We start from the raw sequence: 25,683 nt of genomic DNA, 5'->3' as shown, positions 1-25,683 counted from the left end.
CCACAATGTGAGGGTGGTCCCCCCTCCCCCCCCCCCCTCCCCCCCGCCCCCCCCCCCCCCCCTCCCCCCCCCCCCCCCCCCCCCCCCCCCCCCCCCCCCCCCCCCCCCCGGAACCGAGCGCACCGCGCTCACCGACCACCCCGTCCGGCGCCGCATCCCGTGCGGCGCCGGACGCGCTCAACCGGGCGCGCTCCCGCGCCCGGCGCACGGGCGCTCCCGCGCCCACGCCCGGGCGCCGAGCGCGCCCGGCGCCGTTCCACGAATCGGGGAGGACACACATGGGCGTCACGCTCGCCAAGGGAGGCAACGTCTCCCTGTCCAAGGCCGCACCCAACCTCACCCAGGTGCTGGTCGGGCTCGGCTGGGACGCACGCTCCACCACGGGGGCCGACTTCGACCTCGACGCCAGCGCGCTGCTCTGCCAGTCGGGCCGGGTGCTCGGCGACGAGTGGTTCGTCTTCTACAACAACCTCACCAGCCCGGACGGCTCCGTCGAGCACACCGGCGACAACCTCACCGGCGTGGGCGACGGCGACGACGAGTCGGTCATCGTCCGCCTCGACCAGGTGCCCGCCCACTGCGACAAGATCGTCTTCCCGGTCTCGATCCATGAGGCGGAGAACCGCGGCCAGGCGTTCGGTCAGGTCAGCAACGCCTTCATCCGCGTGGTCAACCAGGCCGACGGCCAGGAACTGGCGCGCTACGACCTCAGCGAGGACGCCTCCACGGAGACCGCCATGATCTTCGGCGAGCTCTACCGGTACAACGGCGAGTGGAAGTTCCGTGCGGTCGGGCAGGGGTATGCGTCAGGACTGCGGGGCATCGCTCTAGACTTCGGCGTCAACGTTTCGTAAGACCGCGCCTGGCGCGGGGGAGCCCCGTACGCACCGGGGGAGACCCTTTATCCAATACACGATGAGGTAGCCAGTGGTACTGAAAACCTTCGGCTGGTCGTTCGCGGTCACCGTGCTCGGCCTGGCCGCAGCGGTGTTCTACGGGGGGTGGCAGGCCTTCGGCATCGTCGCGATCCTGTCGATCCTGGAGATCTCGCTGTCCTTCGACAACGCGGTGATCAACGCCGGAATCCTGAAGAAGATGAACGCCTTCTGGCAGAAGATCTTCCTCACCATCGGCATCCTCATCGCCGTCTTCGGTATGCGGCTGGTCTTCCCCGTCGTGATCGTGGCCGTGAGCGCCCAGCTCGGGCCCATCGAGGCCATCGACCTGTCCTTCAACGACCCCGACCGCTACAAGGAACTGGTCACGGACGCCCATCCGTCGATCGCCGCCTTCGGCGGGATGTTCCTGTTGATGATCTTCCTCGACTTCGTCTTCGAGGAGCGGGACGTCCAGTGGCTCCGCTGGATCGAGCGTCCGCTCGCCAAGCTCGGCAAGGTCGACATGCTGTCGGTCTGCGTCGCGCTGATCGTCCTGCTGATCGCCGCCACGACCTTCGCGACCCAGGCCCACCAGCACGGTGGCGGGCACGTGGACAAGGCGTCGACCGTCATGCTCTCCGGCATCGCCGGCCTGATCACCTACCTCGTCGTCGGCGGGCTCTCCGGGTTCTTCGAGGGCAAGCTGGAAGAGGAGGAGGAGCGCGAGCACGAGGCGGAGGAAGCGGCCAAGAAGGAGGGCAAGCCCGTCACCGGGGTCGCCCTCGCGGGCAAGGCGGCGTTCTTCCTCTTCCTCTACCTGGAAGTCCTCGACGCCTCGTTCTCCTTCGACGGGGTCATCGGCGCCTTCGCCGTCACCAACGAGATCGTGCTCATGGCCCTGGGCCTCGGCATCGGCGCCATGTACGTCCGTTCGCTCACCGTCTACCTGGTCCGCCAGGGCACGCTGGACGACTACGTCTACCTGGAGCACGGCGCCCACTACGCCATCGGCGCCCTCGCGGTGATCCTGCTGGTCACCATCCAGTACCAGATCAACGAGCTGATCACCGGCTTCGTCGGCGTCTTCCTGATCGGCTGGGCCTTCTGGTCCTCGGTCCGCCGCAACAAGGCCATCGCGGCGCGCGGCGACAGCGCCGACGCCAAGGCCGGAGTCTCCTCCGGGGTGTGACCCGGTAGGGAATGAGGAACGCTCTCTGCGGGGCGGCCCACACGGCGACGGCTCTCCGGGACCTCCCGGACCCGGCCCGGTGGCCGCCCCGCGGTGATGTGCGGGTGGCGAAACGTCAGGTGGGGGTTGGAATGGGTTTCTTCGACGGCCTGCGGCCGGGCCGTGCGGCGCAGTTCGACTCGGGCGGCGGGATGACGAGCGCCATCCCGCTCTCCAAGCGGAACGCCACGGTCTCGCTCAACAACCAGGGCGCCCTCTCGGGCAACCTCCGGGTCAACCTGTCCTGGCGGATGCGCACCTCGGACTTCGACGGCCGCTCCCGCCGGAACGGCCTGCTGCGCAACCCCCTGAGCTTCTTCCAGCCCGAGGTGGTCCAGGCGCATACGCGGGGCGTCGTCAACGTGGACCTGGACCTCGGCTGCATGTACGAGCTGACGGACGGCACCAAGGGCGCCGTGCAGCCGCTGGGCGGGCTGGTCGGCGACCTCAACGGGCCGCCCTACGTCCGGCTCAGCGGCGACGACCGGTTCGGCGCGCCCTCGGGGGAGACGATCTACGTCAACCTCGACCAGCGCGACCGGATCAAGCGGCTGCTGTTCTTCGTGTACATCTACGACCAGACGCCCGCCTTCGACCGCACGCACGCCATGGTCACGCTGTATCCGGGCAACGGCCCGCGGATCGAGATCGAGCTGGACGAACGGGCGCCGCAGGCCCGCTCCTGCGCGGTGTTCACCCTGGAGAACGTCAAGGGCGAGCTGATCGTGCGCCGCGAGGTGAAGTTCGTGTACGGCTTCCAGTCCGAGCTGGACCGGCTGTACGGCTACGGGATGCAGTGGGGGCGCGGCTACAAGTCCCGCGCCTGAACGGTCGGCGCCCTCCCGGCCCGGTCGTCAGGGCCGGATGAACTGCGGCCCCTGCGGCGGCAGGACGACCTGGGCGTCCGGCGCGACGGGCTGGGGATAGCCGTACGTGGGCGGCGCGGCGGGGGGCTGCGGATAGCCGTACGCGGGCGCGGGCGGCGCGGCGGCGGGCTGGGGGTAGCCGTACGCCGGCTGGTGGGCCGCCGCGGGGGCGGGGTGCGCGGGCGGATAGCCGTAGGAGGGCTGCTGGTGCAGGACCGTGGCCTGGGAGTCGGGCCCGGCCCCGGAGACCGCCGGAGCGTGGAGCGGGGGCGCGGGGGGCGCGGCGGGCGGTTCGGGCTGGAGCGGGGGGTGCGGGGTCCGGACGTGTGTCACGGCCTCGTCGGCCGCGCCCTCGCTCGCCTCCTCACCCTCCTCCGCCTCCTCGACCGAGATCCCGAAGGCGGTGGCCAGACCGATCAGACCGGTGGGGTAGCCCTGGCCGACCGCGCGGAACTTCCACCCCTCGCCGCGCCGGTACAGCTCGCCGCAGATGATCGCGGTCTCCTCGCCGGTCTCCGGCCGCACGTCGAACACGGCCAGCGGCTCGCCCTCGGCGTACGCGGCGTCGTACAGGAGTATGCGCAGGTCCGGCACGCGCGCGAAGGGGCCGCCGTCCGAGGAGGCGGCGATCACGATCTGGTCCACCGACGCGTCGAGAGAGGAGAGGTCCGCCTCGACCGTGTCCGTCAGCGCCTCCGCGACCCCGCGCTTCGGCAGGTGCCGGACCAGCCCGGAGGGGTGCCGGGGCTGGTTGTAGAAGACGAAGTCCTCGTCGGAGCGCACACGTCCGGACGCACCGAGCAGCAGGGCGGAGGCGTCCACGTCGGGCACTTCGGTCCCCGGCGTCCACCGCAGGACGGCCCGGACGGCCGCGGCGTCGACGGGGACGTTCGAACCCTTCAGCATCGTGTGCGTCATGACCGTCATCCTGCCTGCTGGGGGCCTGTGCGGACAATGCGGGGGCGGCTCGAACACGCCCGCCGCCGGGGCGGAAGGAGCCGGATGGTGCTGAGGGGTGAGGAGGGGCGAGAGCTGGGTAACCGGAAATTCATGTACATCGGGAACTGTTGACACCCGTCCGTACGTACTATTACCGGCCATACCTTCATCGGCCGACCAGGCAGTTCGGGGGAAACAAATGCGTCACTTCGGGCACATATCGCCCGCTACCCGGAAGAGCCTGTTCTTCCGGGAGCCCTGCGCTTTCACCGCGGACGCCTCCGCGCGGGTGCTGTCGGTGGCCCTGGGGGCCACGCTCTACTCCCCGGCGACCCGCCCGGCCCTGGCCGACGACGTGCTGAAGATGGCCGCACGCGGCGTCGTCTCCATGGTGCTCTGCCTGGAGGACTCCATCGACGACTCCGAGGTCAGCAGCGCCGAGACCAATCTGATCAGGCAGTTCTCCGCACTCGCCGCCCGGACGGCGAGACCGGGCACCGCCGCTCCGGACCCGCGGGGCGCCGCGGGGGGAGCGGACGCGGACGGGCCTCAGGGCGACGCGGAGGTGCCGCTCCTCTTCGTCCGGGTCCGCGAACCGGAGCAGATCACCGACCTCGTGCGCCGTCTCGGCGACTCGGTCCGCATGTTGTCCGGTTTCGTACTTCCCAAGTTCACCGAAGAGCGCGGAACGCTGTTCCTGGAAGCTCTCACCGAGGCCGAAGCCGCCTGCGGACAGCGACTTTTCGCCATGCCGGTCCTGGAGTCGCCCGAACTGCTCCACCTGGAGACGCGCGGCGAGATCCTCCAGGGCATCGCCCGCAGCGTCGACAAGTACCGCGACCGGGTGCTCGCCCTGCGGCTCGGCGTCACCGACTTCTGCTCGGCCTACGGGCTGCGCCGCTCGCCCGACATGACCGCGTACGACGTCCAGATCGTCGGCTCCGTCATCGCCGATGTGGTCAACGTGCTGGGCCGCGCGGACGGCACCGGCTTCACGATCACCGGACCGGTCTGGGAGTACTTCCGCCGCCAGGTCCGCATGTTCAAGCCGCAACTGCGCCGCAGTCCGTTCCTGGAGGGCCGGGCCGAGGAACTGCGTACGGCCCTCATCGAGCACGACCTCGACGGCCTGCTGCGGGAGATCGAACTGGACCGCGCCAACGGGCTGCTCGGCAAGACCTGCATCCACCCCTCGCACGTGGCGCCCGTCCACGCACTGTCCGTGGTCAGCCACGAGGAGTACACCGACGCCCAGGACATCCTGCGGCCCGAGCGCGGCGGGGGCGGCGTGTTGCGCTCCGCGTACACGAACAAGATGAACGAGGTGAAGCCCCACCGGGCCTGGGCCGAGCGCACGCTCCAGCGGGCCGAGGTCTTCGGGGTGGCGCGGGAGGACGTCGGCTTCGTGGACCTGCTGGCCGCCGGACTGAAGAACTGAGGCGCGCTTCGATGAGCGAGCGCGCGGCGGAGCGACTGAGGCGCGCGCCGATGAGCGGGCGTGCGACGGAAGAACCGAGGCGCGCTTCGATGAGCGAGCGCGCGACGAGAGAAGAGACCGTGGACGTGGTGTGGTCGGGCAAGTGGGTGGCCGAGCGGCTGGGCGTCACCCTGGAAGGCGACGGAGAGCTCCGGGAGCTGCTGGGCCTCGCCCTGCGCCGCAACCCCCGGCGGGCGCATCTGCTCGTGTCGAACGTCCTGGGCAAGCACGTCCCCCAGCGCCCCTCCGTCGTGTACGGGGAGGGCCTCGCGCTGGGCGAGCGGGTGCGGGCCCTGCTGGGCGGGGAGGCCGCGCGGCGCGCGGTCGTCCTCGGGTACGCCGAGACGGCCACCGGCCTCGGCCACGCCGTCGCGGACGGGCTGCGGGACGCCCCGTACCTCCACTCCACCCGGCGCCCCGTGCCGGGCGTCGAGCGGGCGGGCGGCTTCGAGGAGTCCCACTCGCACGCCTCCTCGCACCTGCTGCTCCCCGAGCACCGCGACCTGCTGGCGGGCGGGAGCGGCGGGGCGGGCGACTCCGTGCTCGTCCTGGTCGACGACGAGTTCTCCACCGGGAACACCATCCTCAACACCATCGCCGTGCTGCACCGCCTGCACCCGCGCGAGCGGTACGTCATCGTCGCCCTGGTCGACATGCGCTCGGCCGCCGACCGCGACCGGCTGACCGCCTTCGCCGCCGAGATCGGCGCGCGCGTGGACGTGGTGACCCGCGTCACCGGGACGGTCGCCCTGCCGGAGGACGTCCTGGAACGCGGCCAGGCCCTGGTCGCGGAGCACGAAGCACGGCAGGCGGCCGAGCGGGCCGGAGGCGGCGAGCGGCCCGGCGGCCCCGCGCCCGGCCGCCGTACCCGCATCGACCTCGGCTGGCCCGCCGACGTCCCCGACGGCGGCCGGCACGGCTTCACCCCGGCCCACCGGGCGGCACTCGAAGCGGCGCTCCCGGACCTGGCGGACCGGGTCGCGGCCGCGCTCGGCGACGACGCCCGCCGGGGCCGCGTCCTGGTCCTCGGCTGCGAGGAGCTGATGTACGCCCCGCTGCGCCTGGGCGCCGCGCTGGAGGCCCGCACCGACGCCGAGGTCCGCTTCTCCACCACCACCCGCTCGCCCGTCCTCGCCGTCGACGACCCCGGCTACGCGATCCGCACCCGCCTCGTCTTCCCGGCCCACGACGACCCGGCCGACGGCCCCGGCGACCGGTACGCCTACAACATCGCGGGCGCGGGCTACGACGCGATCGTGGCCGTCGTCGACTCCACCGCCGACACCCCCGCGCTGCACGCCCCCGACGGACTGCTGGCCCGGCTCGCCGAGCACACCGGCCACGTCCTGCTCGCGGTGGTCCCCTCGTACACCCCCGCCCCCGAACCGCAGGAGCCCCGCGTGCTTCCCGAGCCCCTCCGAGGCCCCGCCTTCTCCAGCTACGCGCCCGAGGACGTCGGCTGGCTGCTCCAGGATCTCTCGGACACCGAGCTGGAAGCGCCCACCGAGGAGCGGGAGGAGGCGATCCAGAGCGGAGGCGCGCACTACGCCGAGTCGCTGCCCGTCGAGTACCAGCCCAGCTCCGCGTACCAGGCCCTGTTCACGGCCGCCCTGGACGCCTCCGCCGCCCGCATCGCCCGAGCGGTGGGCGCCGTCACCGAGACGGTCCTCGCCGAACGCGGCCCCCGCCCGGTCCTCGTCTCGCTCGCCCGCGCCGGGACGCCGGTCGGGGTGCTGATGCGCCGCTGGGCCCAGTGGCGGCACGGCCTGGACCTGCCCCACTACGCCCTCTCCATCGTCCGGGGCCGGGGCATCGACGCCACCGCCCTGCGCTGGCTGGCCGCCCACCACGACCCGGCCGACGTGGTGTTCGTCGACGGGTGGACCGGCAAGGGAGCGATCACCCGCGAACTGGCCGCCGCCCTCGACCGGTTCGCGCGGACCGAGGGCGGCGCGCGCTTCGACCCGGAGATCGCGGTGCTCGCCGATCCGGGCGGCTGCGTCCGGACGTACGGCACCCGCGAGGACTTCCTCATCCCCTCCGCCTGCCTCAACTCCACGGTCTCCGGCCTCGTCTCGCGTACGGTGCTCCGCGCCGACCTGGTCGGGCCGGACGACTTCCACGGCGCGAAGTTCTACCGCGAGCTGGCGGACGCCGACGTCTCCGGCCGCTTCCTCGACACGATCGCCGCGCGCTTCGACGAGGTGGCCGACGGCGTCGCCGCGGACGTGAAGGAGCTGCTGGCCGCCGACCGCGCCCCCACCTGGGAGGGGTGGGCGGCCGTCGAGCGGATCAGCGAGGAGTACGGCATCCACGACGTCAACCTCGTCAAGCCCGGCGTCGGCGAGACCACGCGGGTCCTGCTCCGCCGGGTCCCCTGGAAGATCCTCGCCCAGCGGGGGGCCGGGGCGGACCTGGAGCACATCCGGCTGCTGGCCGAGCAGCGCGGCGTACCGGTCGAGGAGGTCGACGACCTCCCGTACACCTGCGTCGGACTGATCCACCCCCGGTTCACGCGCGGCGCGACGGGCGCGGACGGCAAGGCGGTGAACGGGGCATGAGCACGCAGCCGCAGGCGCAGGCCGCCGCCTCCGGGGCGCCCGTCACGGTGGTGGCGAGCGACCTCGACCGCACCCTCATCTACTCGGCGGCGGCCCTCCAGTTGGCGATGCCGGACGCCGAGGCCCCCCGCCTCCTGTGCGTCGAGGTGTACGGGCACAAGCCCCTCTCGTACATGACCGAGACGGCCGCGGGCCTCCTCGACGACGTGGCCCGCGCCACCGTCTTCGTGCCGACCACCACCCGGACCCGCGAGCAGTACCACCGCATCCACCTCCCCGGCCCGTCCCCCCGGTACGCGATCTGCGCCAACGGCGGCCACATCCTCGTCGACGGCGTCTCCGACCGGGACTGGCGGGCGCGGGTCGAGCGCCGTATCGCGGACGCGTGCGCCCCGCTGGCCGAGATCCGCGCCCACCTCGCCGCCACCGCCGACCCGGCCTGGCTCCTCAAGGACCGCGTCGCGGAGGACCTGTTCGCCTACCTCGTCGTCGAACGCTCCCTGCTGCCCGAGGCGTGGGTGGAGGAGTTGGCGGTCTGGGCGCGGTCGCGCGGCTGGACGGTCTCCCTCCAGGGCCGCAAGGTGTACGCGGTGCCCGCGCCGCTCACCAAGAGCGCCGCGCTGCACGAGGTCGCCCGCCGCACCGGCGCGACCCGCACCCTGGCCGCCGGGGACTCCCTCCTCGACGCCGACCTGCTCCTCGCCGCCGACCAGGGCTGGCGCCCCGGCCACGGCGAACTGGCCGAGAACGACTGGCGCGCGCCGCACGTCGAGGTCCTGGAGGAACGCGGCGCGGCGGCGGGCGAGGAGATCCTGCGCCGGTTCCTGGGGGCGGCGTCCCGCGGCTGACTGTCGCTGTGTACGCGGGGGCGGCGTGCCCCTGCGTGCGCGGGGGAGGGGGCGGTCGACTGTTGTTGTGTGCGCGGGGGCGCGTGATCGGCACGTGTGCGGTTGACGCGCGGGCGGGGTGCGGACGGTTGGCGTGCGCGTGGCGTGGGGCGGGGCGGCCGGCGTGCGCGTGGCGTGGGGCGGCCGGCGTGCGGAAACGCCGTGCGCGGCGGCGGGCGCTGGGCGAGGCTGTGCGCAGGGCGCGGCAGATGGACGCCGCGACCACGACACCGAAGGAACCGCAGCCGGATGACCAAGGGCAACGACACCGCGATCACGGACGAGCTGTACGCGTACATGCTGGCCCACAACCCGCCGCTGGACCCGGTCCAGCGGGAGCTGGTGGCCACCACGTACGCGCGCTTCCCCGACCAGGCGGGGATGCAGTCGGCGGAGGAGCAGGCCCCGCTGCTCGCCTTCCTCGTCCGGTTGGTCGGCGCGCGGAACGTGGTGGAGGTCGGCACGTTCACCGGGTTCAGCGCGCTGGCGATGGCCCAGGCGCTGCCCGCCGACGGCACGCTGATCGCCTGCGACGTCTCCGAGGAGTGGGCGGCGTACGGCAAGGACGCCTGGGCGAAGGCGGGCGTCGCGGACCGGATCGACCTGCGCATCGCCCCGGCCCTGGACACGCTGCGCGCGCTGCCCGCCGAGCCGCACATCGACGTCGCCTACCTGGACGCGGACAAGGGCGGGTACATCGCGTACTGGGAGGAGCTGGTCCCCCGGATGCGGCGGGGCGGCGTCATCGCCACGGACAACGTGCTCTTCCACGGCAAGGTGACGGACCCGGATGCGACCGGTCCGGCGGCGGCGATCAAGGCGTTCAACGACCACGTGAGCGCCGACGACCGGATGGACAGCGTGATGCTGGCGGTCTCGGACGGGCTGACGCTGTCCCGCAAGAAGTAACCCGCTCCCCGCCCTCCCGCGCCCGCCCCGTTCGTACGGGGACGGGGACGGGGACGGGCGCGGGGTCGCGTACGCGTCAGGGGTGCGGGCGGCGGGCCGGGGTGCGCGACGGTCCGGTGCGAGGGGGCGCGGTGGCTTGGTGCGCGGCGGCCGGGTGTGCGGGCTCGGTGCTCGGGGGCCGGGTGTGCGGGGGCGTGCGCGGGGGCACGGGGGTCGCGGGGCCGGTTGTGAGGGACGTGCGCGGGGGCGCGGGCTCGGGGGTCCGGTGCGCGGGCTCGTGCGCGGTGCGCGGGCTCGTTGCCCGGGCGCGGCGGCCTCCGGGGTGCGGGCCAGGCGCCCCCGTGCCGGGGTCAGCCGCAGCAGCCGCCCCCGCAGCAGCCGCCACCGCCACCGCCGGACGGCGCCGGAGCGGGCGCGGCGGAACCGCCCACGGCCACGGTGGACAGCAGCTTGACGGTGTCGTCGTGCCCGGCGGGGCAGGAGGCGGGGTCGGAGGACTGGGCCATGGGACGGCTGAGTTCGAACGTGTCTCCGCAGGTGCGGCAACGGAATTCATAGCGAGGCATGGGCCCAGGTTAAGGGCTCTCCGCAGACCGCGTCATCGATCGGCGCCTGTTGCCGGGCGTCGGTGGTCAGTGCCCGTCCGGCCCCGACCCGCCGGGCACGCCCCGGACCTCGTAGGAGCGGATGAGGCGGGCGAGTTGCCGGCCCGCCACCAGGAGGGGTTCCTCGCTGCGGTTGACCTGGGCGGTGACTTCGGCGCCCTCCAGGGCGGCGATGACGGTGGCGGCCACTTCCCCCGCGCTCCGGGAGGAGAAGCCGCAGAACAGCAGCTTGTCGCGGACCAACTGCTCCCAGCCGCGCAGTGCGTCGGCGCACGCCTGCTGGATCTCCGAGTCCGTGCCGAGCGTCTCCAGAGCCGCTGCCGTGACGGGGCAACCGTCGGTCCATCCCGACGCGCTCAGTGCCTCGGCGAGTTGGCGGGTACAGGCGATGACGGCCTCCGCCGGGTCCTCCTCGCTGTCCAGCGCCTCCCGCAGAAGCGCCGCGAACTCCTCGGTGCCGTGCTTGATCGCGGCGACGGCGACGGCCTCCTTCCCGCCCGGGAAGAAGTGGTAGACGGAGCCGAGGGTGGCCTGTGCCTCCTGGGCGATCTGCTTGATCCCCGTGCCGACGTAACCCTGCCGCTGCAGGAGACGTGATGCGGCGGCGACGATCCGGTCCCGTGTGCTGGTCTGCATGGAGCCACCGTAACGGCTAGTGAGTAGAGCGCTCGTTCTAGAGCTGTGGTACGTTCTCGCCACGCGCTAAATAGAGCGCTCGTTTTAGTGAGGGGTGGAGATCTCATCATGAGCAGCAGCAAGCAGTCGGTCACCGTCATCGGCCTCGGTCCCATGGGTCAGGCCATGGCCGGCGCCTTCCTCGACCGCGGCCACGAGGTCACCGTCTGGAACCGCACCCCGTCGCGCGCCGACGCCCTGGTCGCACGCGGGGCGGTGCTCGCGCCGAGCGTGGAGGAGGCCATCGCCTCCCACGAGCTGGTGGTCCTCAGCCTCACGGACTACGACGCCATGTACGCCACGCTCCAGCCCGCCGAGGCCGCACTGACCGGCCGGACCCTGGTGAACCTCAGCTCGGACACGCCCGAAAGGGCACGGGCCGCGGCCCGTTGGGCGGCCGAGCGGGGCGCCGTCCACCTGACCGGAGGCGTCAACGTACCGCCCTCCGGGATCGGCCAGGCCGAATCGTCCACCTTCTACAGCGGCCCGCGCCACGTCTTCGAGCGACACCGTCCCGCGCTCGAAGTCATCACGGGGCGGACCGACTACCGGGGTGAGGACCCCGGACTGGCCGCGCTCATGTACCAGGTCGGCATGGTCATGTTCTGGACCTCCCTGCTGAGCTACTGGCAGGCCATCGCCCTCGCCGACGCCAACGGCCTGACGGCGACGGACATCCTGCCGCACGCCGTGGACGTCGCCCAATCGCTGCCGAACTTCTACTCCTTCTACGCCGAGCGCATCGACACCGGCCGGCACGACGGCGACGTCGACCGCCTCGCCATGGGGATGGCCAGCACCGAGCACGTCCTGCACACCAACGCCGACGCGGGAGTCGACACCACGCTTCCGGCCGCGGTCGTCGAGCTCTTCCGGCGCGGCATGGACGCCGGCCACGCCGCGGACAGCGCTTCCACCCTCGTGGAGTTGATGAAGAAGCCGAAGGCGTAGCCGTCGAGCGCGACCGAACCTGCCCGGCTGGCCGTGCGGCTGGCTGGCTGTTTAGCTTCGCCGCGCCTGCCCATCTGCCCGGCTCGGTTGGTCTGCCCGCCTGCTCGGCCGCGTATACCCGATCGGCTTCGCCGCGCGTGCTCGCCTGCGTGGCCGGGTGGCCTCACCGCGCCTGCCCGCGTACCGCCTGCTCGGCCAGCCCGCCTGCCTGTTACAAGCCCACCGCTCCTGCCCGATCGGCCTCACCGCGCCTGCCTGACGAGGGTGTCACCGCGCCTGACCTGGGCGGTTGCGGGCGGCCCGGTCGGGGCGCAGGCGGTCCGGACGGACGGGGGAGCTCCGGTCGGCGGAGAACGGGCCGTGCGGGGCTCGACGTCGCCGCGCCCGGTCGGGCCGGGGCACGTCCTCGTCGTCCGGCGCGGCGGTCGGGTCAGGAGGCGGTGCCTCGCTCCTCGCGGATCTCGGAGACCACCTGGGCCGCGGTGTGCCGTACGGCCTCGGTCTCGGTCAGGAAGTGCCAGTAGTCGGGGTGGCGGCCCTCCAAGCCGGCGATGGCGCGTTCCAGTCGGGCCACGGAGTCGTCCAGGGGCCGCGCGTGCCGGGGGTCGGGCGTGTGGCGACCGTCCATGGCGAGGCGCTGGGCGTCCCGCACCGCGAACCGGGTCCGCTCGATCTCCTGCTGCGGGTCCTTCGCCACGGCGTCCAGCCGCCGCAGCCGGTCCCCGGCGGCCGACACCGCGTCGTCGGTGGAGTTCAGCAGGGCCCGGACGGTGCTCAGCCGGGAGGTGGCGTCGGCCCAGCGCTGCTCCTCCCGCGCCCTCGCCGCCTCCGCGAGCTTGTCCTCGGCCTGCCGCAGGGAGACGGCGGCCTGCTCGGGAACGGGCTGGAGGTCCTGCCAGCAGGCCGCCGAGAAACGCCGCCGCAACTCGCTGAGCACCGGCTCGACCGATCCCGCGCGGGTGGTGAGCGCCTGGGCGCGGGTCCGCAGCGTCACCAGCCGCCGGTCGATGTCGGCGGCCCGCTCGGGCAGCCGCTCCGCTTCGGCGCGTACGGCCTCCGCGTCGCGCAGCACCGTGTCGGCCCGCTGGAGGGTCTCCGCGACACCGTGCCTGCCCGCGCCCTGGTTCAACTTGGTCAGCTCCGGGGCGAGCGCGGCGAGCCGAGCGGCCGGTTCGTCGGCCCGCAGCCCCGCGCCCCGTACGGCGTCGAGCGCGTTGCTCGCACCCAGGAGCGCCTGCCGGGCCCGCTCCACGGCGGGGACGAGCCGGGCGAGCTGTGTCTCGGCGCTGCCCAGCAGGGGCTCCAGCCCCTGAGCGAACCGGTCCAGCTCCCCCTTGACCCGTACGAGATCGTCCTTGGCCCGGACCAGCTCGGTGCGGGCCTGGGAGGCGGCGGAGGGCGCCAGATCGTCCCGGTCCAGGTCATGGGTGTCGACGGCGGTGATGTACGCGTGGCTGACCTCGTCGATGCGCCGCCCCAGCGCGGCGAAGTCCTCCGACACCTTGCGGCCGCGCGGAGAGTCGTCGACGGCGTTGATCGTCTCGACCGAGATGCGGAGGTCGCGCTGGGCGCTGTCCAACGCGTAGAAGGCTTCGGCTGCCGCGTCCTTCGCGGCTTGGGCCTCGGCCCGCTGGTCCTCGCCGCGCCCACCGAACCACCGGCGCGTGCCGCCACCGGCGAAGGCGGCGGGCAGCGCGGCCACCACCAGGGGAACGGGGAGCAGCATCAGGCCGAGCAGATCCCGAGCCGCACGCCGCCGTGCCCCTCGACGGCCGACCCGACGACCAGCCCCTCCGTGCCGGTGCGGCTCCCGCGCTCCCCGGCTGCTCGGGACGGCGGAACTGCCGCCCGCTCCTGCCGCCGGCCGCGCGTGTGTCGCCGTCACATGCCTCTCCCGTGCCGTTTCGCCCTGCCCGGTACATTGTCCCACCAGGTAAGGACGAACACACGGGCCGGTTAGTTCGCGCCTCGGACGGTGACTTGGCCGTTGTCGCTGCGCGCCTTGACCACATGCGCGCTGGTATCGCTGCGCGGCACCTGGATGGACACGTCGCCGTGGTCGGCGGCCGCGTTCACGGCGTACGGCTGGGCGCCCGCCGGCAGGTCTATGGTGATGCCGCCGTTGTCGCTCACCGAGTCCACGAGATCGGGAACGGCGCTGAAGTCCAGCCGGACCTCCCCGTTGTCCGCTCGGGCCACGACGGACGAGGAGGATATGCGCTCCGCCCGCACCTCTCCGTTGTCGCTCTTCAGCTTGAGGGCCCCGCTCACGTCCTGGACGTGGACCATGCCGTTGTCGGACGACAGGTCCAGCGGGACGTCGAACCCGCTGGCGCTGACCTTCCCGTTGTCCGACGCCGCCGTCACACCCACCCCGCGGGGCACCTTCACCCGATACCGTCCGTCGCAGTTCTCGATCATCGCGCTGCACTTCACCCGAAGCGTCAGGGTGTCGCCCCGGAGCGTCCAGACCGGGTGGGGCCCGCTGCCTATCACCACCCAGCCGTCGACCTGCCGCTCCACCTCGATCCGCCGCACGTCGGCCGCCACCAGCTCCACGGTCGCGTTCTCGGAGTCGACGTTCAGCGTCCTTCCCTCCAGCTCGAACGTCTTCCGCTCGACGGGAGCGCCGTCGACGTCCGTACTCCCGCACCCGGTGAGCGCCAGCGCGAGGAGAACGACCCCGCCCCCCACGGCCAGGGCCCGGCCGAGCGCCCCCCGACGCGTTCGACCCGGTGTGCTCGTAACGATGTCCACGGTGATCGGTCCCCCAGTGTGTGCGGTGCGTCCGGACGAAACCACCGGACGTCATCGCCGGTGCAAGCAAGAACCTACGCACCGTGAACCACCGGGGGAATGCGGACCGCTACCGTCTCGGGGTGGGGTTATCCCCCGCATCGAGACGCCCGCCCGCCCCCGTCCGCGCAAGGGCTCCGCCCCGCCCCGCCGTCCCTCGCCCGACGCCACCTCGTACCGACCCCCTCGGGCCCTTCGCCCCAGGCGGGCCTGCCTGGGGACCTGATCGCGGAGGGGGCCGATCGGCACGCGGATCGGCCTCTGATCGGTTTATGAGCAGGGGCCCCGCCCATGTACGCTGTTGCCTCATCCACGGGTGCGTAGCTCAGGGGTAGAGCGCTGCTCTTACAAAGCAGATGTCGGCGGTTCGAAACCGTCCGCGCCCACCAACGAGGAGACAGTCCCCAGGTCGAGGCCCATCTGACCTGGGGATTCTCTGTATCCGCTTTCTGCGGCCCTGCTCATCGCGCTCCGGCCGCACGCCTGATGCGGGTGCCGTCCCCTGCATCCCTCCGATGAGGCAGCCAGGACTCAACCGATCAGGCGGCGGCGCCAGTCCAGAGGGGTGACGGTGATGGCCTGGCTCGGGTCGCCGTCCCACTCGGCGTGGAGGCCGACCTTCGTGAGGGCGGCCACGGCCTCGTGGCCGATGGTCGCGGTGGTCTCGGACGAGCCGTCGAAAGCGCCGTAGAGGAGCGTGAGTCCGTGGCCGGCCGCGGCGGAATCCGTGCACTGGGCGTGGAAGTAGACGAAGCCGCGGGCGTCGGGACCGCCTTCGTCGCCGATCTCGGACTGGCCGCAGTTACGGCAGCAGGTGAAGTTCTCGCGGGAGGTGATGCCGGCCTCTTGCAGGGCGGTGAAGGCACGAGTGAGCCGTTCGGGGTCGGTCTCGCCCTGCCACGCGGCCTGTTCCGCGACCCGCTCCAGCCACAACCGGTCGGCCAGCGCTTGCGCCTGCTCGCGCGAGACGGGCCGGCGGTCCTCGGTGACCAGGTACTCCTCGGCCAGCTCGGCCAGTTCGGCGCGAGAGGCGTAGCCGCCGACGAGTACTTCGCGGACGCGCTTCTCCAACTCCTCGCGCTCGTTCTCGTCGAGGTCGAGCGGCGGCACCTCGCGAACGGGCCCCATGTCCAGCGGCGACCAGCGCAGGCCGCCCTGCCGATCGGCCTCCTGGCGGGCCCAGCCGGTCAGTGCCTCGACCACGACCTCCGGTTCGTCGGCCGACGCCTGGTAGTGCCGGTCAGCGGCTCCGTCGCGGTACTCCACCGTGTAGTCGCCACCGGTCTCGTGCCAGACCTGGGCGAAGACATCGGGCAGGTCGGGTATCCGCTGGATCACCAGGAACCGGTCGCCGTCGCCGCCGATGCGCCGAACCAAGCCAGCCAGCTCCTCGGCGGACACGCGGACGTGCCGCTCCCAGTTCTCCGTCTTCACCACGATCTCGAGCATGTGCAGACTCTGGCATATCCCTCTGACTTCAGACCTACCGGGATGCGGCGGGGACCCCCATGCCTCGGTGTCCGCTCCGGGCGAGGTCACCGGCCTGCCATGGTGGGAGCCTTCGAGGTGTTGACCGGACTACCGCACGACACGCCGGACGCGAGCACATCCCCCGCGTGGCCTAGCCGGAACGGTCGCAGCGGGTCACCGCTCTTCTCAACGCGGCCGACCCGCGCCACTCTCAGCGCCGCCACATCCCGGACCGTCGTGCTGTGCTCTGACATCCGTACCTCCACGGGCCGACCGACTCGACGACACGCGATGAGACCAGATCCGCCCGGACACACGCAGTCACCAGGGAGTCCCAGAAGCAGCTACAACATCCTCACGGTCACTATGCGTTGACTTCAGCCGAGCCCAGGAAACGTCCAACTTAGTTCGGTCAACGGGACATTCGCTGCCCCGTTCTCCAGATGGACCCCCGCCAGCGGCCCCGCCTCATCGAGATCATCCAGAACCTCCGCGAGCGCATCACCGAAGCCCGCGGGAACGGCTGGCTCGGCGAGGTCGAAGGACTCCAGGTCAGCTTCGACGCCGCGATGGGCAAGCTCAACAGCCTCAAGAACGCCCCCGCCGACGGGCGCCCTCAGCTGGTCGACCGCGGCATGCCCGTCATCACCGATCCCTCACCCCCGCCAGGAACAGGAGAACCCGATCACGCACCCAATACGCCTGATCTCGTTCGGCTACCTCCACCTCCCCGCCAGCCCGGACGGCACACCGACCCCGCCGACCGCTGACCGTGTCGAGGACGTCCGCGAGCGGGCAGCCGCGAGCGACATTCTCCACCGCGACGGAACCGACCTCATCGAAGGAGCTACCTAACGCAGTCGCGCCGTTGCGAGACGGATCTTGAAGGCGCAGGGGACGTGCCCGTCTGACGTCGTCATGTCCCTCACCTCGGCAAAGAAGGTTTTACGCAACCGCTCCACAGTCGCGCGATCGAGCGGGGCAAGATCATAAAGGCTGGAAACAGCAGCCCATACCTGCTCCACTGGCCCGCTCAGATCGATGGGAACGGTCTCCCAGTCCACCGCCGCGAAGCCTGCTGGTCCGAGGACTTCATCGAGCCCCTCGCGACTGCGTGTCCTTTTGTCCCCCAACGCCGGGATGCGCTGCGAGGCTGGCGTCTCCTCAATCGTGCGCCGCAACAGCGTGAGGAACCGTTCATAAGCCTCGCCGCCTACGGCCCCGCCTCCCACCACGCATGCCAGAACCCCTCTGGGAGACAGCACTCGGGCAACCTCAGCTGCGACTTGCTCGATCTCGCTCATCAGCATCAGCGCCATGTGGGAAACGCAGGCGTCGAAGCTGTCGTCGGCGAAAGGAAGCTCCTGAGCTCGGCCCTCTTCCAGCTTTGCTCCGGAAAGCACCGGTCGACGTCGCGCCAGCGACAGAGAGTGAGAGGACAGGTCCACTCCCGCGAGTTGTCGCCCGGGCCCTCGGGCCAGGAACTCCAGCAGTAGGCCATCGCCGCAGCCGAGGTCCAGCACGCGCGTGCTTCCAGCTACCTGATCGCACAAGATCTCATAGCTGGACCGGCCGTCTGGAGCATGGCCACGGCTGAACGCCTCTGCGGTCACTGCCGGGTACTCGGCGTGGAACGCCTGCAGAAATGCCTCTTGCGGTGCGGTAGTCGTCACTTACCCAACCTATGCCGCAGGCTTTCGCGCGGCCGTCCTTAGTCCGGAGAAGGTCCACCTCGCACATCAACGGACGCGGTCACCCGCGACCGGACCACCGTCCCCCCGGATGATGCCGCAGGCGGCGCGGACCAGGGCGGCGTTGGTTCCGGCGGTCGCTCCGTTCGGCAGCCGGAGTACGTCCTCCAGGCCGATCCGCGTGTCCAGGCGACGGGAGGCGGCCAGCCGCAGGACGGTCCAGGCGGCGTCGCCCTCGCCGTGGAGGAGGATCGGCGTTCTCGTGGCGGGGAGCAGTTCGTCCAGGAGGCCGGTCGCCGTACGGGGCGCGGTCCGCGGGTCGGTGTCGGTGATCTCGGCCAGGATGCGCACGACGCGGGGGGAGTCCGGCCAGCCGAGGAAGCTCCGTGCTGCACGGGTCCCGGAGTAGATGCCCGCTTCGATGCCGATGCCCCGGTCCAGCAGAGTGGTGGCGACCACGGCCGCACCGTCCTCGTGCCAGTTCACCGAGGCGTGATCGGGGAGGACCGTCCAGGAACGGATCTGCGCGGCGCGTTCTTCGGGGTCCGGTGTGGCCCAGGCGCCCGTGGTGACGCCTACGGGGACGCCTGGGACGGCCGCCCGTACGGCCGTGAGGGCTGCGGCGACGGCGGCGGGGTCGAGCGTGTCCTCACCGTCGTGGTTCTTGGGGTGCAGGTGGATGTCCTGGGCGCCGGCGGCGACGGCCGCGTGGGCTGCCGACGCCAACTCTTCCGGCGTCACCGGGAGGTGGGGGAGTTCGGCGGGGACTCTGGCACCGTTCAGACAGACTTGCAGCATGGAGTGATTTTCGCAGGGTGGGAGCCCAGGGGTGCCGGTCTAGGGCATTGGGCACGCGATACTGAACGTGTCCCCGGAGAGCCTCGGAGAGAACCGGAGAGCCCGGAAGTCGTCTCCGGGCGGTGGCGAGGGCGGTGGCGGCTGGGCGCAACCCCCCGTCAACGCCTTCCGGTGGTCCCGGCCGCTGCTCGCCGCTCCTCCCTCGCCACCGGCGTACACCCCCCGTCACCGCCGCTCCGCGGCGACCCGTTCGACGGAGCGGAGGAGGGCGGCCCAGGGGAGTTCGCGTCTCGGCGGGACCTTGCGGGGCTCGTCCAGGGGCCAGACGTCGGGGCCGTAGAGGAGTTCCACGCCCGCCCCTCGCAACGTGTCGATGTGCCGTTCCCACGCGGGGTGCCGTACGTGCGCGGCGTTCACGCGGGGGAACAGCACCACCGGGACGTCCACGGCTCCGAGTGCCTCGCTCACCTGGGTCAGCGCCTGGTTGTCGGCGATGCCCGTGGCGAGCTTGGCCACGTAGTTCGCCGTGGCCGGGGCGACGACGTAGCAGTCGGCGACCGGGTGGGGGCGGGGCTCGGACGGCAGCCGCGGGGTGTCCCGTACCGGCAGGCCGGTCACCGCCGCCAGTCGGTCCCACTCGCCGTTCGCCCGCAGCCACTTGCCCGCCTGCGGCGTCAGGGTCACGGACACCTGCCAGCCGAGTGCGACGGCCGGTTCCACCAGTCCGCCGCGCAGCGCCTCGACCCCGTCGGCCGCCGCGCCCACCACGGCCAGTACGCCACGCCTGCCTGCGCTCACCGTTCCACCTCCGTACGGGAGTCCGTCCCCCGAGAGCCAGCAGTACAGCAGAGAGGAGGGGCGGACCGGTCCGATCACCGGGCGCTTCTACCCTGGGGCCCGGACACGAGGAGAGCCGCGCCGGGCCCGCGCCGGGCCGGACACCGCGGAACGAAGGGGCACTTCATGGGGCAGACCCTGGCGGAGATACTGGACGAGGCGTCCCACGGGCGGTTTCCGGAGGCGGACGGGAGCACGACCGTCGTCCCCGCGCCGAGCCCCCGCGACACGGGGGTGATCGCCTTCACCGCCCACTCGGTCGTGTTCACGGACGAGGACCCCGAGTGGGTCCACGCGACGCTGGCGGCCCTGGAGTGCGACGCGTTGGCCGCCACGATGCATCCCCGCTTCCTGACGGCGTTCCTGGACCGCACCGGGCGGACCACCGACACGATCGACCTTCTGACCGTCGCCTCCGCCCTGCCCGGCACGCCCGACCTGGAGTTGAGAGAGGTCACCGACCCCGTCCACCCCCGAGTGGTCAGCGCGCGCAGGCGGCGCGACGACGTGCGCGTGTGGGCGGTCGACGGCGGGGTGCTGGTCCTCGGACGCGGGGTCGCCGGCCGCTGGGAGGTGGCGGTCGAACTGGACGAGGCCGCACGCCACCGGGGTCTCGGCCGCGCCCTCGCCACCGCCGCGCGCCACCTCGTGCCCGCGGGCGAACCGCTCTGGTCGCAGCAGGCCGCGGGCAACGCGCGCAGCATCCGGGCCTTCCGTGCGGCGGGGTTCCGGCCGGTCGGGTCGGAGGTGTTGCTGGTCGGGAGCTGAACTCTTCAGGTAGCGCTGGTACATCCCCCGCGTCGTGGCGCGGCGAGTGGCACGGTGTGGTGAACACCCCGCGCCTCGGCGGTACTTCGTCGGCACCCCGGACGTCCAGATGTAGGGACGCGGCGAACTCCGCGTGCGTAGATGTGCCTAGCGAGCACCGGAGCACCACGCGATACGGCTCGGCGAACTCCTGTCGTGCCGCCGCTACGTCGCGGGCGACGACACGCCACGTCACCTGACGCGGCGCACTCGGGGAGTGCCGGCCGTGCTTCCATGGAGAACGGTGTAGTGAACTCTCCATGCGGTGGCGTTGGTTCGCATACGTCGGAGCACCGTGCGTCGACGAGGTGGCGAACTCTGCGTGCCCCAGCAGGACTTCGCGTACGGCGGTGGCGGCCGCCCGCCACCTTGCACCTGGCGATCTAGTCGACCGCAGGCCGTGTGGCCCTGGGCGGTGGTCCGGCGGCGGTGGCCGATCCGTTCGGCGGTGAGGTCTTCTTCACCGACGGCACGGCCGCCCGCGTCCTGCGCGACGGGCGTGACGAGCGGTTGGCGCCGACCGGAGCGTCCCGGCTGGTGGACGTGGACCTCGATGCGCCCTTCCCCGACGCGTTGCCGGAGTTCCGAGCCGTGGGCCTGCTCGCGCACCCCGCCTTCGCCGCACGGTTCCGCCCGTGGGCCGTGTCCACTACGCCGGCGCCGACCTGGGTCGCGGCGGGCAGGCGTGCCGCGTACGTCACCAACGGTGGCGACGGGCAGGCGTGCCGCGTACGTCACCGACGGCGGCGACCTGACCGGGAACGTGCACTTCGCCGCCGGTATCGCCCTGCGCCGGGCCGCCGGTCGCGTCGTGACGGGAGTCGACGGCGCGCCGCTCGGCCCGGCGGGGCGGGGCCCCGTGGCGGCGGCGGACGCGGAGACGCACGAGCGGCTGCTGTCGGTGATCCGAGAGCGCGTCCAGGTCGTCACCGCTCAGGCGGCGTCCCACTCCGCTTGCAGCCAGTCGAGTTGGGCCGTGCTGAGCGGGGGCTCGAACCCCTCGGGGAACATGAGCGTGAGCGGCTGCGGCCACATGCTTTCGGGGCCGTGCTCCCCACAGTGCACAGCGACGAGATGCGGCCCCTCCCCGCAGGCTCCGCGTCGGTAGAGGCGGTCATGCGCCTGGCAGAAGTACGAGAACACCGTGCAGTCGTCCTCGTCGGCCGGCTCGTGGAAAGCGGGATCGCGGACGATCAGGGTCACTGGTTCCTGACGATTGAACCGGGGGATGGGCCGAGGGTCGCGCCACAGCAGTCGAGGAGGAAGCACGCGATCATTCTGCACCCGCGGGGCTTCGCGTCAGTGTGCGGAGCGGAGGCGGAGGCCCGCAGCGTCGGAGTGCCGCCCGGTGGATCGCGGCGGTCCAGTCCTGCCGAGTGGCCAGGCCGTGCCACTGCTTGCGTCCCGTGCGGGCGGATGCGAGGCGGAGGAGGGAGTCACCGGGGAGCGTGGGCGGCCGACGGCGCCGCGGACGTACGTGCCGGGGCACACGAGCCCGGCATGATCCGAACGAGAGCCCTAAGCTCGTCGTCATGGACGACTGGCGTGCCCTGACCGACGACGAGCTCGTCGACCTCGCCACGCGGCTGCGAGCGCTCGAAGGCGCGCGCCCGATGGACACCCTGCCGGAACTGGCGGCGCAGCTCGGCTGGAAGGTGCTCCGGGCGCATCCGGACCGGGCGAGGCTCGACAGCGGTTACGGCGTGACCAGTTGCCGGGTCTTCGCCGAGGGCGGGCTGATCGTCGACATCACCACGCAGATCGCGAAGAACGCCTCCGGGGATGCCGACAGGCGCGTCGCCTGGGCGCAGCGCGTCTACGGGCGCATGATCGCCGCGCTGAGCGCCGCTTTCGGCGCACCGTCCCGGCGCATCCCCGGTGAGGTCGGCTCGGTCAGGTGGCCGGGCGAGGCGAACACGCTGATCCTGCGCAACGTGGCCGGTTCGCTGCAGTTGACGTTGATGGAGAACGGCTGGCTGGATCTGGGGGACCAGAGCGACGCCCTCGACGACGTACGGCATTCGCTTCTCTGAGTCCCGGCGGACCTCAGGGCCCCAACGGATCTCCAAGTACTCGCGGATCTCCGTACCTTGGCGGATCTCCGGCCCCGACCGACCCCCAGGCCCCAGCGCATCCCGCGCCCCGCGGATCTCCGAGCCCCGCCGACCGCCCGGTCCCCGCCCGTGCGCGGCCACGGGGTGCGCCCGCCGCAACCCGTCAGCGTCTGGCACGGTTGCGGACGGCCAGGACCGCCAGGCCGAGCAGGAGGGGGTGGCTCACCCCGGAGGCCCGCGGGGTCGTCGGCGGGCGGTTGCGCCCGCGCGCCCCACCCCCGTACGGAGCTGCCGACCGGAGGCCGCCGGGCGCACGGGCGGACGACACCCCGCGCCTCGGCCCCGTACGAGGGGGCGTTCGGGCGGCGGGGCGAGGCGTCTTCGGCGGCGGGCGGGCCGGGGTCGGCGCCGGTCACCGGATCACGGCCGGATCAGGCCGTGGACCTCCGCCTCGGTGAGGGCGCGGTCGAAGGCCCTGACGTCCTTGATGCCGCCCGGAAAGTGGTCGACCGGCCTTCCGCCGTAGCGGGCGCGGCCGATGACGAAAGGCCCCTCGGACACGATGAGGATCCTGTCGCGGATCGTGCCCTCGTGGACGCCGTTCACGAAGAGGCGCAGTTCACCGGCGGAGCTGTCGCAGACGCCGGTCAGGTGGGTCCACGCGCCGGCGACCGGCTCGGTCCTCGACAGGACGCGCAGATCCGGGCGGGCGAAGGCCCAGCGGCCCCCGTCGGCGGAGTACTGGAGGTAGAAGCCGCTGGTCACCTCGCCGTCCTGGCTGACCGCGGTGACGAAGTGCGCGGGGATCACTCCGAGTCGGACCCACGCGCTGACGGTGAAGCTGCCGCGTGCGGTGTCGACGACCGGGCCGGCGGTGGCCACTTCGCTGCTGAACCCGTTGAACTCGGCGCCCTCGTCCTGGTTCGTCCCCCACCTGACCGCCGTGGCGGCGGCGTGGTGCCGTCCGGTGGCGTCCATCGCCCGCACCCCGGAACGTTCGTCGAGACGCCAGGCTCCGACCGGGTGAGGCTCCGCGGTCGCCGGCCCGAACCCGGGGGCGGGGGACGGAGCCGGTGCGGGGGAGGGAGTGACGGGGGCTGCCGCCTTCTCGTACGCCCGGGCCGCGTGGCCGGGGGCCTGGGCGGGGGACGGAGCCGGTGCGGGGGAGGGAGCGACGGGGGCTGCCGCCTTCTCGTACGCCGGGGCCGCGTGGTCGGGGGTCCGGGCGGCGGCCGGGGCCATCGCGTCGCCGCGCGGGGGGCGGTGGGGGGCGTCCGACGCGGGCGACGGGGCGGCGGGTGCGGCCGACGGGGAGAGCTGCGCCCCGCCGTACTGGGTGAACATCTCCGCGAGGGTGGCGCGGCGCGTGGGCACGTCGGCCTGTCCGCGCGGGTCCGCGTGGTGGGCCTCCCGTATGCGGTCGGAACGGTGAGCGGCCGGGGCCATCCGCTGGAGGATCTGCCGCGGAGTGGGGCGGCGGGCCGGTTCCTTGGCCAGGCAGTCGGCCACCAGGGCGCGCAGCGCGGGGTCCGGCACGCCGTCCAGGTCCGGGGACTCGAACGCGACGCGGTAGAGCATGGCGGGGGTCGAGCCCACGCCGAACGGACCGACGCCGGTCGCCGCGAACGCCAGCACCGCGCCCAGGGAGAAGACGTCGCTGGCCGCGGTGATCTCGCCGCCGTTGACCTGCTCGGGAGATATGAATCCGGCCGAGCCGATGGTGACCCCGGTCTTGGTGAGGCCGCCGGGGGCGTCGAACGCCCGCGCGATGCCGAAGTCGATGACGCGGGGGCCGTCGTCGGCGAGCAGCACGTTGGAGGGCTTCAGATCGCGGTGCACCAGCCCGGCCCGGTGGATGGAGACCAGTGCTTCGGCCAGGCCCGCCGCCAGCGCGGTCAGCGTGACCGGCGGCAGGGCCCCCTTCTCGGCGACCGCCTGCTGGAGCGAGGGGCCGGGGATGTAGCTGGAGACCATCCAGGGCTGGTCGGCCTCGGTGTCCGCGTCGATCACCGGGGCGGTGAAGGCGCCGCCGACCGCGCGCGACGCCCGCACCTCGCCGCGGAACCGGGTCCGGAACTCCGGCTCCCGCACCAACGAGGCGTGCACCATCTTGATCGCCACGGGCCGCCCGCTGGGTGAACGCCCCAGGAAGACGCGTCCCATGCCGCCCTCGCCCAGCCGACCCACCACCCGGTAGTCACCCAGGAAGCTCGGGTCTCCCTGCTTCAACGGCTCCACCATGAAGAACTCCTCCCACACGTACAACGGACCACCGCAGCTTACGGAGAGCCCAGGACCGGAGACGAACAGCGCACGAAGCCGGGCGGGGGACGGCGCGGGCCGATCCGCGGAACGCCTCCGGACGCGTTCCGCGGTCGGCCGCCGATCGGGCCGCGCGGTCCCGGTGGGGGTGCGCGGCCGACCGTCCGTGCACCGCGGGAGCCTCCCGCGGTGCACGGACGTCAGAGATGACGGTCAGTCAGCCCGGCGGCCGATCAGTGGATCTGCAGGGCGTACAGCGTCCAGTTGAGGTTGTCGATGTCGACGACCGACCGCCACCGCTCGATGACCCGCAACTCGTTGCCGTAGAACACCTCGATGTGGTTGTTGCCGGCGTCGATCTGGACGACGTTGGGCAGCATGGGGTTGTTCATGCCCGCGTTGGCGTAACACATGACGTTGTCGCCGCCGTTGTACCAGACCTTGACGAAGTCGGTGCGGTCACCGCACTCGGTCTGGTTGATCGCCGCGGCGGAGGAGACGGGCAGCAGGGCCGTCATGGCGCCCACCGCGACGGCGGTGAGCGCGAGACGGGCCAGAGAGCGCTTCATGGGAAGTCCCTTTCCTGGGAAACACCGCGGCGGTGTGCCGCGGGGGCTCGGGGTCCGACTCCGCGGGTGGTCAGCGGTGTTGTCCGACCGGCGGGGAGGGGGCTGCTGCCGGTCGGTGGTGTCGTGACGTCCGGGGTGGCGTGAGGGTCGGTACGGGGCGGTGGCGGCGTGCCGGTGCGCCCCGCCACGGGTCCGGGGCCGGGGTCGCTCGGGTGCGGCGGGGGACGCGCGGGCGGCCGTGGGGCTCGGGGCGACCGCCGCCCCGCGTACGGCCGGCGCCGCCGGGACCGAGCGGCCCCGGCGCTCCGGCGGTGCGGTGGGTCAGTTCAGGACGGCGGTGACGTCGACCTCGACGAGGTATTCGGGTGAGGCGAGTGCGGCGACGCCGATGAGGGTGCCGGGGGCGGCGGGGGTGATGCCGAG

The 25,683-nt window shown here is 72.6% G+C and carries 23 protein-coding genes, 1 tRNA gene and 2 pseudogenes; 13 read left to right on the top strand and 13 right to left on the bottom strand.

Annotation, left to right across the window (positions count from 1 at the left end):
* Positions 1-278: 278 nt before the first annotated feature.
* From ACZ6EJ_RS25230 to ACZ6EJ_RS25220, 3 genes are all read left to right on the top strand, one after another.
* Positions 279-854 carry a TerD family protein gene (locus ACZ6EJ_RS25230; protein ID WP_469270229.1) on the top strand — a complete coding sequence of 192 codons (576 nt, stop codon included), beginning with the start codon at positions 279-281 and terminating at the stop codon, positions 852-854.
* 73 nt (positions 855-927) lie between these two features.
* Complete coding sequence (locus ACZ6EJ_RS25225) at positions 928-2,067, top strand: DUF475 domain-containing protein (RefSeq protein ID WP_469270228.1); 1,140 nt, start codon at positions 928-930, stop codon at positions 2,065-2,067.
* 131 nt (positions 2,068-2,198) lie between these two features.
* Positions 2,199-2,933, top strand: coding sequence for a Tellurium resistance (locus tag ACZ6EJ_RS25220; protein WP_469270226.1), 735 nt, complete (start codon positions 2,199-2,201; stop codon positions 2,931-2,933).
* Between the two features lie 27 nt (positions 2,934-2,960).
* On the opposite strand, the gene ACZ6EJ_RS25215 is transcribed toward ACZ6EJ_RS25220, so the two are convergent.
* Positions 2,961-3,890 carry a TerD family protein gene (locus tag ACZ6EJ_RS25215; protein WP_469270224.1) on the bottom strand — a complete coding sequence of 310 codons (930 nt, stop codon included), beginning with the start codon at positions 3,888-3,890 and terminating at the stop codon, positions 2,961-2,963.
* Between the two features lie 220 nt (positions 3,891-4,110).
* On the opposite strand from ACZ6EJ_RS25215, the gene ACZ6EJ_RS25210 reads away from it, so the two are divergent.
* The 4 genes from ACZ6EJ_RS25210 to ACZ6EJ_RS25195 all read left to right on the top strand — a co-directional run bounded on the left by ACZ6EJ_RS25210 (position 4,111) and on the right by ACZ6EJ_RS25195 (position 9,745).
* Positions 4,111-5,349, top strand: a complete 1,239-nt coding sequence (locus ACZ6EJ_RS25210; protein WP_469270223.1) for an HpcH/HpaI aldolase/citrate lyase family protein — start codon at positions 4,111-4,113, stop codon at positions 5,347-5,349.
* 89 nt (positions 5,350-5,438) lie between these two features.
* On the top strand, positions 5,439-7,949 hold the full coding sequence (locus tag ACZ6EJ_RS25205) for a phosphoribosyltransferase (RefSeq protein ID WP_469270222.1): 2,511 nt from the start codon (positions 5,439-5,441) through the stop codon (positions 7,947-7,949).
* Positions 7,946-8,797 (top strand): HAD family hydrolase, encoded by an 852-nt coding sequence (locus tag ACZ6EJ_RS25200; protein ID WP_469270221.1) that lies wholly within the window; start codon positions 7,946-7,948, stop codon positions 8,795-8,797. Before ACZ6EJ_RS25205 ends, ACZ6EJ_RS25200 begins: the two co-directional genes overlap by 4 nt.
* A 288-nt stretch (positions 8,798-9,085) precedes the next feature.
* Positions 9,086-9,745 (top strand): O-methyltransferase, encoded by a 660-nt coding sequence (locus tag ACZ6EJ_RS25195; RefSeq protein ID WP_469270219.1) that lies wholly within the window; start codon positions 9,086-9,088, stop codon positions 9,743-9,745.
* A gap of 350 nt (positions 9,746-10,095) precedes the next feature.
* Here ACZ6EJ_RS25195 and ACZ6EJ_RS25190 read toward each other — a convergent pair whose 3' ends face one another.
* Together ACZ6EJ_RS25190 and ACZ6EJ_RS25185 are read right to left on the bottom strand one after the other, a co-directional pair.
* Positions 10,096-10,311, bottom strand: a complete 216-nt coding sequence (locus ACZ6EJ_RS25190; protein WP_469270217.1) for an FmdB family zinc ribbon protein — start codon at positions 10,309-10,311, stop codon at positions 10,096-10,098.
* A 66-nt stretch (positions 10,312-10,377) separates the two neighbouring features.
* Positions 10,378-10,986 carry a TetR/AcrR family transcriptional regulator gene (locus tag ACZ6EJ_RS25185; RefSeq protein WP_469270216.1) on the bottom strand — a complete coding sequence of 203 codons (609 nt, stop codon included), beginning with the start codon at positions 10,984-10,986 and terminating at the stop codon, positions 10,378-10,380.
* Positions 10,987-11,094: 108 nt separating this feature from the next.
* Here ACZ6EJ_RS25185 and ACZ6EJ_RS25180 point away from each other — a divergent pair, with 108 nt between their 5' ends.
* Entirely contained in the window at positions 11,095-11,976 is an 882-nt protein-coding gene (locus ACZ6EJ_RS25180) for an NAD(P)-dependent oxidoreductase (RefSeq protein WP_469270215.1), read from the top strand.
* Between the two features lie 430 nt (positions 11,977-12,406).
* Here ACZ6EJ_RS25180 and ACZ6EJ_RS25175 read toward each other — a convergent pair whose 3' ends face one another.
* Positions 12,407-13,861, bottom strand: a complete 1,455-nt coding sequence (locus ACZ6EJ_RS25175) for a hypothetical protein (RefSeq protein WP_469270214.1) — start codon at positions 13,859-13,861, stop codon at positions 12,407-12,409.
* A 71-nt stretch (positions 13,862-13,932) separates the two neighbouring features.
* Positions 13,933-14,733, bottom strand: coding sequence for a DUF4097 family beta strand repeat-containing protein (locus tag ACZ6EJ_RS25170; protein WP_469270212.1), 801 nt, complete (start codon positions 14,731-14,733; stop codon positions 13,933-13,935).
* A gap of 353 nt (positions 14,734-15,086) precedes the next feature.
* Between ACZ6EJ_RS25170 and ACZ6EJ_RS25165 the strand changes: the two genes are divergently transcribed.
* A tRNA-Val gene (locus tag ACZ6EJ_RS25165) sits at positions 15,087-15,161 on the top strand.
* A 142-nt stretch (positions 15,162-15,303) separates the two neighbouring features.
* Here the strand turns inward: ACZ6EJ_RS25165 and ACZ6EJ_RS25160 are convergent.
* Positions 15,304-16,221, bottom strand: a complete 918-nt coding sequence (locus ACZ6EJ_RS25160) for a DUF6891 domain-containing protein (protein WP_469270210.1) — start codon at positions 16,219-16,221, stop codon at positions 15,304-15,306.
* Positions 16,222-16,685: 464 nt separating this feature from the next.
* On the opposite strand from ACZ6EJ_RS25160, the gene ACZ6EJ_RS25155 reads away from it, so the two are divergent.
* Positions 16,686-17,012 (top strand): hypothetical protein, encoded by a 327-nt coding sequence (locus ACZ6EJ_RS25155; RefSeq protein WP_469270209.1) that lies wholly within the window; start codon positions 16,686-16,688, stop codon positions 17,010-17,012.
* A gap of 81 nt (positions 17,013-17,093) precedes the next feature.
* Here ACZ6EJ_RS25155 and ACZ6EJ_RS25150 read toward each other — a convergent pair whose 3' ends face one another.
* From ACZ6EJ_RS25150 to ACZ6EJ_RS25140, 3 genes are all read right to left on the bottom strand, one after another.
* Positions 17,094-17,915 (bottom strand): class I SAM-dependent methyltransferase, encoded by an 822-nt coding sequence (locus ACZ6EJ_RS25150; protein ID WP_469270208.1) that lies wholly within the window; start codon positions 17,913-17,915, stop codon positions 17,094-17,096.
* A 66-nt stretch (positions 17,916-17,981) separates the two neighbouring features.
* A complete protein-coding gene (locus tag ACZ6EJ_RS25145; protein ID WP_469270207.1) occupies positions 17,982-18,731 on the bottom strand; it encodes a 3-keto-5-aminohexanoate cleavage protein in 750 nt (249 codons plus the stop codon).
* A 225-nt stretch (positions 18,732-18,956) separates the two neighbouring features.
* Complete coding sequence (locus ACZ6EJ_RS25140; protein WP_469270205.1) at positions 18,957-19,529, bottom strand: flavoprotein; 573 nt, start codon at positions 19,527-19,529, stop codon at positions 18,957-18,959.
* A 165-nt stretch (positions 19,530-19,694) separates the two neighbouring features.
* Here ACZ6EJ_RS25140 and ACZ6EJ_RS25135 point away from each other — a divergent pair, with 165 nt between their 5' ends.
* Positions 19,695-20,336 carry a GNAT family N-acetyltransferase gene (locus ACZ6EJ_RS25135; RefSeq protein ID WP_469270203.1) on the top strand — a complete coding sequence of 214 codons (642 nt, stop codon included), beginning with the start codon at positions 19,695-19,697 and terminating at the stop codon, positions 20,334-20,336.
* Between the two features lie 432 nt (positions 20,337-20,768).
* Positions 20,769-21,288, top strand: a pseudogene (locus ACZ6EJ_RS25130) (inositol monophosphatase family protein); the annotation flags it as partial.
* Positions 21,289-21,308: 20 nt separating this feature from the next.
* Here the strand turns inward: ACZ6EJ_RS25130 and ACZ6EJ_RS25125 are convergent.
* Complete coding sequence (locus ACZ6EJ_RS25125) at positions 21,309-21,578, bottom strand: hypothetical protein (RefSeq protein ID WP_469270202.1); 270 nt, start codon at positions 21,576-21,578, stop codon at positions 21,309-21,311.
* Between the two features lie 329 nt (positions 21,579-21,907).
* Between ACZ6EJ_RS25125 and ACZ6EJ_RS25120 the strand changes: the two genes are divergently transcribed.
* A complete protein-coding gene (locus ACZ6EJ_RS25120; RefSeq protein WP_469270201.1) occupies positions 21,908-22,408 on the top strand; it encodes a DUF6301 family protein in 501 nt (166 codons plus the stop codon).
* A 441-nt stretch (positions 22,409-22,849) separates the two neighbouring features.
* On the opposite strand, the gene ACZ6EJ_RS25115 is transcribed toward ACZ6EJ_RS25120, so the two are convergent.
* The 3 genes and pseudogenes from ACZ6EJ_RS25115 to ACZ6EJ_RS25105 form a co-directional block, all read right to left on the bottom strand.
* Positions 22,850-24,670 (bottom strand): protein kinase domain-containing protein, encoded by a 1,821-nt coding sequence (locus tag ACZ6EJ_RS25115; protein ID WP_469270200.1) that lies wholly within the window; start codon positions 24,668-24,670, stop codon positions 22,850-22,852.
* A gap of 254 nt (positions 24,671-24,924) precedes the next feature.
* Positions 24,925-25,260: a beta/gamma crystallin domain-containing protein gene (locus ACZ6EJ_RS25110; RefSeq protein WP_469270199.1), complete on the bottom strand. Its 336-nt coding sequence runs from the start codon at positions 25,258-25,260 to the stop codon at positions 24,925-24,927.
* A gap of 321 nt (positions 25,261-25,581) precedes the next feature.
* A pseudogene (locus ACZ6EJ_RS25105) lies at positions 25,582-25,683 on the bottom strand (RidA family protein); the annotation flags it as partial.

It is taken from the genome of Streptomyces sp. NPDC041970 (assembly GCF_055588985.1).
Note: the sequence above shows the minus strand (reverse complement) of the source record. Positions and strands in the feature narration are given on the sequence as shown.

Bases quoted from the DNA above. Each gene is read 5' to 3' on its own strand.
- ACZ6EJ_RS25230 (WP_469270229.1), top strand. From the start codon at position 279: ATGGGCGTCACGCTCGCCAAGGGAGGCAACGTCTCCCTGTCCAAGGCC.
- ACZ6EJ_RS25220 (WP_469270226.1), top strand. From the start codon at position 2,199: ATGGGTTTCTTCGACGGCCTGCGGCCGGGCCGTGCGGCGCAGTTCGAC.
- ACZ6EJ_RS25215 (WP_469270224.1), bottom strand. From the start codon at position 3,890: ATGACGCACACGATGCTGAAGGGTTCGAACGTCCCCGTCGACGCCGCG.
- ACZ6EJ_RS25210 (WP_469270223.1), top strand. From the start codon at position 4,111: ATGCGTCACTTCGGGCACATATCGCCCGCTACCCGGAAGAGCCTGTTC.
- ACZ6EJ_RS25205 (WP_469270222.1), top strand. From the start codon at position 5,439: ATGAGCGAGCGCGCGACGAGAGAAGAGACCGTGGACGTGGTGTGGTCG.
- ACZ6EJ_RS25200 (WP_469270221.1), top strand. From the start codon at position 7,946: ATGAGCACGCAGCCGCAGGCGCAGGCCGCCGCCTCCGGGGCGCCCGTC.
- ACZ6EJ_RS25195 (WP_469270219.1), top strand. From the start codon at position 9,086: ATGACCAAGGGCAACGACACCGCGATCACGGACGAGCTGTACGCGTAC.
- ACZ6EJ_RS25190 (WP_469270217.1), bottom strand. From the start codon at position 10,311: ATGCCTCGCTATGAATTCCGTTGCCGCACCTGCGGAGACACGTTCGAA.
- ACZ6EJ_RS25185 (WP_469270216.1), bottom strand. From the start codon at position 10,986: ATGCAGACCAGCACACGGGACCGGATCGTCGCCGCCGCATCACGTCTC.
- ACZ6EJ_RS25180 (WP_469270215.1), top strand. From the start codon at position 11,095: ATGAGCAGCAGCAAGCAGTCGGTCACCGTCATCGGCCTCGGTCCCATG.
- ACZ6EJ_RS25160 (WP_469270210.1), bottom strand. From the start codon at position 16,221: ATGCTCGAGATCGTGGTGAAGACGGAGAACTGGGAGCGGCACGTCCGC.
- ACZ6EJ_RS25155 (WP_469270209.1), top strand. From the start codon at position 16,686: ATGGACCCCCGCCAGCGGCCCCGCCTCATCGAGATCATCCAGAACCTC.
- ACZ6EJ_RS25145 (WP_469270207.1), bottom strand. From the start codon at position 18,731: ATGCTGCAAGTCTGTCTGAACGGTGCCAGAGTCCCCGCCGAACTCCCC.
- ACZ6EJ_RS25135 (WP_469270203.1), top strand. From the start codon at position 19,695: ATGGGGCAGACCCTGGCGGAGATACTGGACGAGGCGTCCCACGGGCGG.
- ACZ6EJ_RS25120 (WP_469270201.1), top strand. From the start codon at position 21,908: ATGGACGACTGGCGTGCCCTGACCGACGACGAGCTCGTCGACCTCGCC.
- ACZ6EJ_RS25115 (WP_469270200.1), bottom strand. From the start codon at position 24,670: ATGGTGGAGCCGTTGAAGCAGGGAGACCCGAGCTTCCTGGGTGACTAC.
- ACZ6EJ_RS25110 (WP_469270199.1), bottom strand. From the start codon at position 25,260: ATGAAGCGCTCTCTGGCCCGTCTCGCGCTCACCGCCGTCGCGGTGGGC.